This is a genomic window from Methylobacterium sp. 285MFTsu5.1, assembly GCF_000383455.1.
In the GTDB taxonomy this organism is placed as follows: Bacteria; Pseudomonadota; Alphaproteobacteria; order Rhizobiales; family Beijerinckiaceae; genus Methylobacterium.
The window spans coordinates 1-8,265 of the sequence record NZ_KB911328.1 but is presented as its reverse complement, the minus strand read 5'-3'; the positions used below and the strand labels follow the sequence as shown (position 1 = coordinate 8,265).

10 protein-coding genes and 2 pseudogenes are annotated in these 8,265 nt (G+C 66.2%); 7 read left to right on the top strand and 5 right to left on the bottom strand.

The genetic code is table 11. The features are described from left to right. Window positions 1–95: 95 nt before the first annotated feature. The 3 genes and pseudogenes from H288_RS34635 to H288_RS0131315 form a co-directional block, all read right to left on the bottom strand. Window positions 96–299 (bottom strand): annotated as a pseudogene (locus H288_RS34635) (IS5/IS1182 family transposase); the annotation flags it as partial. 3 nt (window positions 300–302) lie between these two features. Next, window positions 303–638, bottom strand: coding sequence for a hypothetical protein (locus tag H288_RS33335; protein ID WP_020096501.1), 336 nt, complete (start codon window positions 636–638; stop codon window positions 303–305). 29 nt (window positions 639–667) lie between these two features. After that, window positions 668–1,204, bottom strand: a complete 537-nt coding sequence (locus H288_RS0131315; RefSeq protein WP_234080783.1) for a hypothetical protein — start codon at window positions 1,202–1,204, stop codon at window positions 668–670. A 686-nt stretch (window positions 1,205–1,890) separates the two neighbouring features. Here H288_RS0131315 and H288_RS34630 point away from each other — a divergent pair. The 6 genes from H288_RS34630 to H288_RS33670 all read left to right on the top strand — a co-directional run bounded on the left by H288_RS34630 (window position 1,891) and on the right by H288_RS33670 (window position 6,522). Further along, complete coding sequence (locus H288_RS34630) at window positions 1,891–2,745, top strand: hypothetical protein (protein ID WP_081636610.1); 855 nt, start codon at window positions 1,891–1,893, stop codon at window positions 2,743–2,745. 117 nt (window positions 2,746–2,862) lie between these two features. Continuing rightward, window positions 2,863–3,183 (top strand): curli-like amyloid fiber formation chaperone CsgH, encoded by a 321-nt coding sequence (csgH, locus tag H288_RS0131305; protein ID WP_139257071.1) that lies wholly within the window; start codon window positions 2,863–2,865, stop codon window positions 3,181–3,183. Between the two features lie 240 nt (window positions 3,184–3,423). After that, window positions 3,424–3,996, top strand: coding sequence for a hypothetical protein (locus H288_RS0131300; RefSeq protein WP_051123813.1), 573 nt, complete (start codon window positions 3,424–3,426; stop codon window positions 3,994–3,996). Window positions 3,997–4,000: 4 nt separating this feature from the next. After that, entirely contained in the window at window positions 4,001–4,495 is a 495-nt protein-coding gene (locus H288_RS0131295) for a curli assembly protein CsgF (protein WP_020096496.1), read from the top strand. 122 nt (window positions 4,496–4,617) lie between these two features. Further along, window positions 4,618–5,520, top strand: coding sequence for a CsgG/HfaB family protein (locus H288_RS0131290; RefSeq protein WP_026605477.1), 903 nt, complete (start codon window positions 4,618–4,620; stop codon window positions 5,518–5,520). A gap of 6 nt (window positions 5,521–5,526) precedes the next feature. Then, a complete protein-coding gene (locus tag H288_RS33670) occupies window positions 5,527–6,522 on the top strand; it encodes a lytic transglycosylase domain-containing protein (RefSeq protein ID WP_020096494.1) in 996 nt (331 codons plus the stop codon). Here the strand turns inward: H288_RS33670 and H288_RS0131280 are convergent. Further along, window positions 6,516–6,872 carry a hypothetical protein gene (locus H288_RS0131280; RefSeq protein ID WP_043713697.1) on the bottom strand — a complete coding sequence of 119 codons (357 nt, stop codon included), beginning with the start codon at window positions 6,870–6,872 and terminating at the stop codon, window positions 6,516–6,518. The genes H288_RS33670 and H288_RS0131280 overlap by 7 nt on opposite strands. A gap of 557 nt (window positions 6,873–7,429) precedes the next feature. After that, window positions 7,430–7,576 carry a hypothetical protein gene (locus H288_RS36195; protein ID WP_234080782.1) on the bottom strand — a complete coding sequence of 49 codons (147 nt, stop codon included), beginning with the start codon at window positions 7,574–7,576 and terminating at the stop codon, window positions 7,430–7,432. A gap of 432 nt (window positions 7,577–8,008) precedes the next feature. Between H288_RS36195 and H288_RS34620 the strand changes: the two are divergent. Beyond that, window positions 8,009–8,265: pseudogene (locus H288_RS34620) on the top strand (IS110 family transposase); the annotation flags it as partial.

Below are 8,265 nucleotides of genomic sequence, written 5' to 3'. Positions count from 1 at the left end.
CCGAGGCGGAGGCACGCTATTATGCCCAGGCCGAGGTCCAAGCCTTGGCCGCCTGAGCCAAACCAAACGGCCTCCGGAAAACCCGGGGCGATTCACATGAACGAGAACCGACCCTTGATCAGGATCTTGGGTCACGCTCGTCCGACAGCGAGTGGCTGGCCTGAAAGACCAGCACCTTGAACATGAACACGAGGTCGAACGGTGGGCGACCGCCCTTCGACTCGTCCGAGCGCGGCACGGCACGGGCGAGGTCGTCCCGGAACAGCTCGCAAGACGATGTGGCTCAACCGCTCCAGCGCGCCTCACTCGAGCTCGATGACGTTCCGGGAGGACGGCTGGGCACTGCGCAGGGATGGCCCGCGGTTGCTGAGGAAATCGCCCGGCGGCGCGGTCGCGGGCTTCGCGGCGGGCGCGCCGCGCACGGACTGCGCCGGCTGTTCGGGGCGGTCGATCAAGGCCGGGTTCGCGACCGGCTGCAGCGGCGTGACGACGCGCCCCTCCGCCTGATCGAGGCAGCGCCGCAGGGCGCCGGGATCGGGTAACAGCGTGCAGTCGTTCACCGAGAGCGGGCTTGGCTGGGCGGGGGCCGCCGTCGCGCCCGCCGCGAGGAGCGCGAGCGCGCCGAAGGCGGTTCGCACCGCGCGTCCCCGCGTTAGCGGCCCGGGGCTCATGGCTGCGCCTGCCGGATCCGCGGATTGACCTGTCGGACCTCGATCTCGCTTGGCTCCGACGGCAGCAGCTTGCGCGGGGCGGCTGTCCCGGTGCGGGCGGCCTGCTGCTGCGCCTGGGGCGACACCGGCTGCGGCGCCAGCGCGCTGGCCCGGCCCTGCTGCGCCGGCTGCGCGGGCGCGTCCGCCTTGTCGAGCCGGCCGAGCCGCACCCGCACGTACTCGACCGACCGCTTGGCCGCGTCGAACCCGCACTCGTAGGTCACCCGCACCCACTCCTTGGCGGGACTGAGGAAGCGGATCGAGTCGCCGCGGTAGCGGACCACGGTGGCGCCGCCCTCGGGCGCCTCAGCCTGCTGGAAGATCTTGGCGAAGGGCCGGGAGACCCACTCGAAATCCGTCGGCGCCTGCGCCTCGATCCGCGGCGCGCAGATCTGCGAGGCGAGCTCGTTGTTGGCGCGCACGCAGGTGGCGTCGCAGCCCGGAGCGGCGGGGGCGGGCTGCCCCGTCCCGGGATTGGCAGTGTTGGCCTGCATCGGTGCGGGCTGTGCGGGCGCCGGTTGCGGCGGCCCGGGTGGCGCCGCGGATTGTGCGCCCGCCGACAGGATCCCGGCCGACCATACGGTCGCGGCGGCGAGCAGGATCTGCACGCGCGATGGGCCGCGCTGCCTCATCATAGCCTCCCAATCAACACACGGCGCGGACGGTTTCCGCCTCGCGAGGACATCGACCGCTCCGTCGACCAGGTGAACCCTCCGGCTCACGCAAGGGCGACGGCCGTTCGGTAGCGGCAGGGCTCACCCCCGAGGAATCGCGCCGCATACGACCATTCAGAACGGTCTTGCTTGTTCAATAGAATACCACTTTTGGCGATGACTGATGTGTCCAATTTAACACGCATATAGCGGCCCGGTCCTTCGGCGGCGAAAACTGCCTAATCCGGTTCTGGACACCGACTCCTGAGATCGTTAACGCGCCGTCTTAAATCATTGAGAGATTTCAGTTTTCTCCGCGTCGTTTAACAGACGACATCGCGACTTTGTCGTCCGAGATCTGATGAGAAATTCCGACAATTGTATTTTTTGTCTCAGCCGGCGCTTGACACTCGTCTTCGGCTTATGGATACGCTTAACAAGCCGTTAAAGCGCCGCGACGACAGAGCGACTGCGATGGCATAGATTGTGTTCAGAAGAGCACATAAAATACAAGAGGGAGTGTATCTATGTTGAAATCAGTTGTTCTGGCTTCCGTGGCTGTCGCCAGCCTGACCGCCTTCGCGACCGGTGCCTCGGCGCAGTCGAGCACCTCGCCGATTCTCGGCAACGGCACGACGGCGAACGAGTCTTTCGTGCTCCAGCGGGGCAACAACAACAATGCGACCGTTAACCAGACGGGCACGAATGTTAAGGCCGGATCTCTCACAAATCAGGTCGATTTGACGGCCTCCAAAATTACTGAAGGCGACGCAAATTATCAATTTCAATATGCCAGCACTGTTCTCCAGAACGGATCCGGCAACGGCCTTACCATCACACAGGCCGGAACGAACAACCAAGTCGTAACCACGAATGGCAACCTCGATCGGTACGATTTCTCATTCAATCCGAACAATGGCTCGTTCAGCGCCGGAGATGGAAATTCCGCGTCGGTGACCCAGAACGGCACGAATGGCCAGGCACAGTTCCAGCAGCGGGGCAATAGAAACCAAGCCACCATCACCGTGGACAGCAACGTCCAGAATACGTACGCCGGCATTTTCCAGGACGGAAATGACAACAAGGCGGGCATCTATCAGCACGATGGAAGCAAGGATGCCTACGCGGTCGTTCGCCAGGTCGGCAGCGGTAACGAAGGCTATATCGATCAGTACGGACAGACGAATTATGCTGCCCTTCTTCAGGTGGGCAACGGCAACTACGCGACTATCGGCCAGGCCGGAACGGCCGGTGTGGGCGCGTTTGGCTACCAGAACGGCAACGGCAACACTGGCGCAATCACCCAGTACGGCAGCTATTATTCCAACGCTGGCTTTGCTCAGATCGGCAACGGCAACACGGCGCGCATTACGCAACGGTAAGACTCAGGTCTCAAACCTGCTCTCGGCCTGAGAGCCATGGGAGGGGCGCTCTTACCAGGAGCGCCCCTCCCCCTGCTCGATACCGACACAAATCCAGCCGCGGCTGTGATGCCGATCATGCCCAGCTTCACCGTCGATCCCCCCGTTATCTGCCGCGTTGTCGAGAATCGCTCCGCCGACGTGGCTCGCCTGGGCCTCCGCATCGAAACGCCGCGCCGGACCGCAGGTCGATACAACCTAATCGTGCGCAAGATCGACCCAGCCGGCACCGCCACCATGCAGCAGGGCGGCGGCTTTGACCTCGCCGATGGCGACACCCGCGAGGTCGGAAAGCTGACCATCAGCGTCCGGCCGGACGGCCAGTTGAGTGTCGAGGCCTCCGTACACGTGGACGGCCGCAGAATCGATTGCGCCTACGACAGCACGCAGGATCTGTAACACGCCGTTCGAGCCCTGAAGAGCGGTCGGTCGGGCTACGTCACTTCCTGATGGGACGAGCGACCGCGGCTCCATTGACATCGCCTCATACGGAAGACAGCCGCATGGAGTCTCCATCCTCGAGCGGTGTGTCTAATTCACCACATATCAGTAGTAGTCACGTGTGGATAAGCCTTGTTACTGTACATCTGTGCGGGACATTGATTTAAGGTCGCCCAAAAGGGGCTAGGGAGGCAGATAATGCGCCGTACGCGTCGCAGCCGCGCTGCAGGTCGAGCGTTGTTCGTTGCCGTCCCGCTCGCCGTCGCGAGTGCGGCCGGCTCAGCTGCGGCGCAGGAGCGCGTCGCGATCGAGCAGATCCAGGCGGCCGCTCAGCGCCCCGCTGGCCCTCCCGGGCGGGCGATCCAGGAGAGCGACTACATCCTCGGCAATCAGTCTGGCATCCTGCTGCTTAACCCGAGCGGCCCGCCCCAGTCGGCGCAGGCCAACCAGGCCCGCGCCCTGCAGATCGGTTCGGGCAATACGGGCACGATCGACATGTCGGGCTACGCGAACGTGGCGGTCCAGAACGTGATCGGCTCGCGCAACACGGTGACACAGCAGCAGGCCGGATCCTACAACCAGTCGGCCGTATCGGTCTTCGGCCAGTCCAACACGATCGGGACCCAGCAAGACGGCAGCGGCGCGGCGGCGACCATCACGGTCCGCGGCGACAACAACGCCATCTCGGCGCAGCAGCAGGGGACCAACCCCACGCCGATCAGCATCACGCGGGTCGGCAACGGCCCCAGCGTCTCGGTCACCCAGAGGTAGTCCCATGCGCCAGTCCGGTCTCCTCGGGCCGCTCGTCTGCGGCTGCGCTCTCCTCGCCGTCGTGGGCGCCCAGGCGGGCAGCCTTGTCTACCAGCCGGTCAACCCGTCCTTCGGAGGAAGTCCGCTGAACGGCTCCTGGCTGCAGGCCCAGGCTGCGGCCCAGAACGACGCGCAGCGGTCGGCCCAGCGCGACCAGCAGCTGTTCTCGGCCAATCAGAGCGCCGCCAACACCAAGACTCCGGGCCAGATCTTCGCCCAGCAATTGCAGACGCAGATCTACAGCTCGCTGGCCAACCAGATCACCCAGGCGCTCTTCGGCGAGAACGCCCAGCAGAGCGGTAGCTACAGCTTCGGCGGATCGCAGGTGACCTTCCAGCGCCTGGGCGGCAATATCCAGCTCCAGATCTTCGACGGCCAGTCGACCACCACCATCGTCGTCCCTGCGACCGCGGCCGTGGGCGGCTCGAGTGGCGCGACACCGCTCTTGGGCGCGCCCTGAGCGCGGCGCGCAGCGATGATTGTCGAGCATCGAAGGCGGAGCCGGCTCCGGCCTCTCGTCGCCCGCCCCGGCGGGCGCGCGGGAGGCCGGAGCGCCGAAGCGGAACGGAGACGGGGTGGCCCGTGCGTAGCATTCTGAAGAGCTTGGCCGCCGCCGCGCTGCTCTGCGCGGGCTTGGCCGCCTGCGCCCCGTGGGAGCGCGAGCTGCTCGCGCAGGCGCCCGTGGTCACGCCGCCTTCCCCCACCGATCTCAATCTCGAGACGCTGCCGCCGCCGACCCGCAAGATCGACATCGCGATCTACAATTTCCCGGACCTGACCGGCCAGAATAAGCCGAACGACAACATCGCCGAGTATTCCCGCGCCGTCACCCAGGGCGGCGGCGCCTTCGTGGTCGACGCGCTGCGGCGCGCCGGGCGGGGCCAATGGTTCTCGGTGGTCGAGCGCACCGGCCTCGCCAACCTGCTGCAGGAGCGGCAGCTGATCCGGGCGACCCGCCAGGAATTCGAGGGCACGGACGCGAAGCCGCTGCCGCCGATCCGCTTCGCGGGCCTGATCGTCGAGGGCGGCATCATCGGCTACGACGCCAACACGGTCACGGGCGGCGCCGGCGCCAACCTCCTGGGTATCGGCGGCGACACCAAGTACCGGCGCGACGAGGTGACGGTGGCGATGCGCATCGTCTCCGTGCAGAGCGGCGAGGTGCTCAACAGCGTCACGGTGACGAAGACGATCTACTCGGTCGCCCTCAACGCCAACGCCTACCGCTACGTCGCGGTGGCCAAGCTGCTCCAGGTCGAGGCGGGCGTGACCCGGAACGAGCCGACCCAGATGGCAGTGCGCGAGGCGATCGACCTCGCCGTCTACGCGACGATCATTGAGGGCAGCCGCAAGAAGCTGTGGCGCTTCCGCGACCCGGTGCTCGGCACCCGTCTCGTCGGCGAGTATCTCGCTCGCGATCGGCCGACGCCCCTTGAGGTTCCGGGACCGACGGTGGCGGCGGGCCCGCTGGTGGTGAAGTCCTGATCGGCCATGAGCCTGCCCGTCGCACCGACGCACATGTTCGGCCGCCGCCGGAGGGGCGTGCGAGGCACGCTGGCCCTCTGCCTCGTCGTGTCCGGCGCCCTGACGCCGGTGATCGCCTCGCGAGCCTCCAGCACGGCCCGGAGCCCGGCGGTCCCGGAGGTCGCCGCCCTCACGCCCTTCGCGCCGATCGCGGCGCCGCCGCCGCTCGGACTGCCGGACGGGCACGCGGACGGACCGGCGTCACCGATCATCGCGCCGGTGAACGCCGACCTGATGATTCTGGGCCGCGGCGCGTTCCGGCCGATCGAGGCGACCGCCCTGCTGTTCCCGCAGGCCGGGGACGGGATGCACGCCCTGATCATCGCCGCGGCCGCCGCCAACGGCCTGCCCGGCGACTTCTTCCTGCGCCTGCTGCGCCAGGAGAGCGGCCTCAATCCCAACGCCGTGAGCCCAGTGGGGGCGCTCGGCATCGCCCAGTTCATGCCGGGAACCGCCGCGGAGCGCGGCCTGCGCAACCCGTTCGATCCGCTGGAGGCAATCCCGAAATCAGCCGAGCTGCTGCGGGAACACAGGGTGCGCTTCGGCAATCTCGGATTGGCCGCGGCGGCCTACAATGCCGGGCCGCAGCGGGTGCGCAGTTGGCTCGAGGGTCGCTCGGGCATGCCCACCGAGACGCGCGACTACGTGGTCCGGATCACCGGCCGCACCGTCGAGGAATGGGCGGCGGAGAGCGGCCGGTCCTTCCTGAGCGCCCCGTCGCTCTTCTCGAACCCTCGCGGTTTCGGCCCGGTCGCGGGCTGGGCCGCCGATCCCACGGCGCGCCCTTCGCCCGTGTTCGAGGCGCGACCGGTCACGCGCAGCATGGCGGCTGCGAGCGACCGGTCAGCCAAGCGGGGGGCTAGGCGCCTGTCGGCTCAGTCGCAGCAACCGCGATCCGAGCAGGCCCTCTGTGCGGTCCTGAACGGGCAGGGACGCACCTGTCTGGTCCAGGCGGTCTACTGAGGCGGCGCCAGCTGCTCGACCTGGACGGCCTGGGCCGGTGTGGCCGGCCGGCGACTCTGCCGAAGCTTGCGCCGCTTCCCGCGCCGGGACACGCCGGTCGCCGGGATCGGGCCCGCCGCGTCGAGCAGGGATTGGTCGATCACGGGCGACTGCTGGAAGGCCGCCGGCCGCGGGCCGGGCGCGAGGCGCTGGCCTTCGTAGAGCTCGATGCAATCGCGGAGCGCCGTCGGGTCGCGGATGAAGGTACAGTCGTTGACGTTCGGGACGGGGGCACCTTGTGCCAGGACGCCCGTGGCGCACCAGAAGGATGCGACGCCGAGCACGACCACCCTCAATCTCGATCCCGGCATGACGAACCTCGCGGGCGTGCAGGCGAGGCGCCACACCGGCCCGAACCCACATTCATTGACACCTAACAGAACAATGGCTCGATCAACCAGTTCCGAACTGCTGCTTTCCGCCATAGAACCGCGCATCAGATCAAATTTCGAGGTTTCTGCCGACGATCTGCGCCCGGCCGATGCCGTCTCATCCTGCTCGGTGCATCGCCGGCATATGTGCAGAGCGCCCTCGATCGCGCTGCCCTGAGCGCGAGTTCGGAATGGGCTGACAGCCGGAGGGTGAACGACTGGTGCGCCCCGCTGATGACGGAGCCCTCGGCCGTTACGCCGGCGCAGATAGAACGGAACCGATGTTGACCCGAGCGGTTAAGCGCGGCGACCGTACGGACCCAAGGAGAAGGATCTGTTCGTCCGGAACAGCTCGGAGTGACGAGGAATGGCGCGCCATTCCTACCGATTATCTCGGATTATTTTAGACCTTTGTAGATCAACGGCTTGGCCCATCATCCCGGATAGTCTTACACTACTATCACCGACGATCCGTCAGCTTCCGTTCGGAGTTCCTGTTACCCTTTGCGTGACAGCCGTTCGGCCACACGCTCAAGCTCCTCGTGCAAATCCTCGGTCCACAGATGACCACATCGCGCCGTCATCTGATGCTTGGCATGGCCTAGGATCCGGCTGAGGCCGTAGAGATCCCCACCGTCCTGCACGAACCAACTGGCGAAGCTGTGCCGCAGGTCATGGAAGCGGAAGTACTCGATCCCACCCGGCAGCAGGCTCCTCCGAACGCCTTCTTCAGGTCATCCACCCGCGATCCATCCGACTTGCAGAACAGGTAGGTGGAACGGGGGCGGCCACGTCCACGCTGATGCCCTGCGGAGACGTGCACGACGGCACCAGAGCGAAGCGGTGAGAGGTTGCCCGCTCTCGGCTCACCGGATGGTAAACTGTTGTGTCTGATCGGGGTAGATAGAAGGCCGTCCGCCTTTTCTGGCGTTCCTTCCCGGAAGCGGACCGGCGGCTTTCGGCCAGATTTCGCCTCAACCGATAACTGTCACTCGCAAAACCGTAGGGGTGGACGCCCCCTGACGGCATCGATGTGCCAGAGTGGAGGTGTTGCAACACCACTGCAGGAGGCGTCCATGGGTGAGGTTAGCACAGTCGGGATCGATCTGGCGAAATCAGTTTTCCAGGTTCACGGCGCGGATACGAGCGGTGTCGTCGTTTTCCGCAAGAAGCTGCGGCGTGATCAGGTGCTGACGTTCTTCTCGACACTTCCGCGTTGCGTGGTTGCTATGGAAGCATGCGCCAGCGCTCATTACTGGGCCCGTGAGATAGCTTTGGCAGGCCACGAAACGCGGCTCATCCCGCCAGCCTACGTGAAGCCGTTCGTGAAGCG